The sequence below is a fragment of the Bacillus sp. EB106-04-02-XG92 genome (assembly GCF_058791995.1).
Genome location: NZ_JBYTEA010000040.1, coordinates 1 through 579, shown reverse-complemented (window position 1 = coordinate 579; position 579 = coordinate 1). Strand labels below are relative to the sequence as shown.

General features: G+C 46.8%; 5 tRNA genes. All 5 read left to right on the top strand.

Features of this window, described 5'->3' with window-relative positions:
- The first annotated feature begins 3 nt into the window (after window positions 1-3).
- The 5 genes from AC3WVA_RS29290 (at window position 4) to AC3WVA_RS29270 (ending at window position 500) form a co-directional block, all read left to right on the top strand.
- Window positions 4-76 (top strand) — tRNA-Lys (locus AC3WVA_RS29290).
- Between the two features lie 16 nt (window positions 77-92).
- Window positions 93-175, top strand: a tRNA-Leu gene (locus AC3WVA_RS29285).
- 96 nt (window positions 176-271) lie between these two features.
- Window positions 272-348: transfer RNA gene (locus AC3WVA_RS29280), tRNA-Arg, on the top strand.
- Between the two features lie 3 nt (window positions 349-351).
- Window positions 352-428 (top strand) — tRNA-Pro (locus AC3WVA_RS29275).
- A 1-nt stretch (window position 429) separates the two neighbouring features.
- Window positions 430-500 (top strand) — tRNA-Gly (locus AC3WVA_RS29270).
- Window positions 501-579: the final 79 nt, after the last annotated feature.

The following is a 579-nucleotide window of genomic DNA, read 5'->3' as shown; positions in this document are numbered from 1 at the left end:
TACGAGCCATTAGCTCAGTTGGTAGAGCATCTGACTTTTAATCAGAGGGTCGAAGGTTCGAGTCCTTCATGGCTCACTTTTGTTTTTTCCGCGCGGTCGTGGCGGAACGGCAGACGCGCTAGGTTGAGGGCCTAGTGGGGGAAACCCCGTGGAGGTTCAAGTCCTCTCGGCCGCATCAAAAAATCTTTTAAAAATTACTTGCATTAAAAAATGAAGTATGATAAGATAATTGAGTCGCCAAAATACAACGACGAAAAAACATCATGAATAAGCGCCCGTAGCTCAATTGGATAGAGCGTTTGACTACGGATCAAGAGGTTAGGGGTTCGACTCCTCTCGGGCGCGCCATAACGGGAAGTGGCTCAGCTTGGTAGAGCACCTGGTTTGGGACCAGGGGGTCGCAGGTTCAAATCCTGTCTTCCCGACCACGCGGGTGTAGTTTAGTGGTAAAACAAGAGCCTTCCAAGCTCTGGTCGAGAGTTCGATTCTCTTCACCCGCTTTTAGTTCTTTGAAAACTGAACGAAACAAACAACGTGAAACGTCAATTTTTATTTTAGATGCTAGACAAACTAACTTTA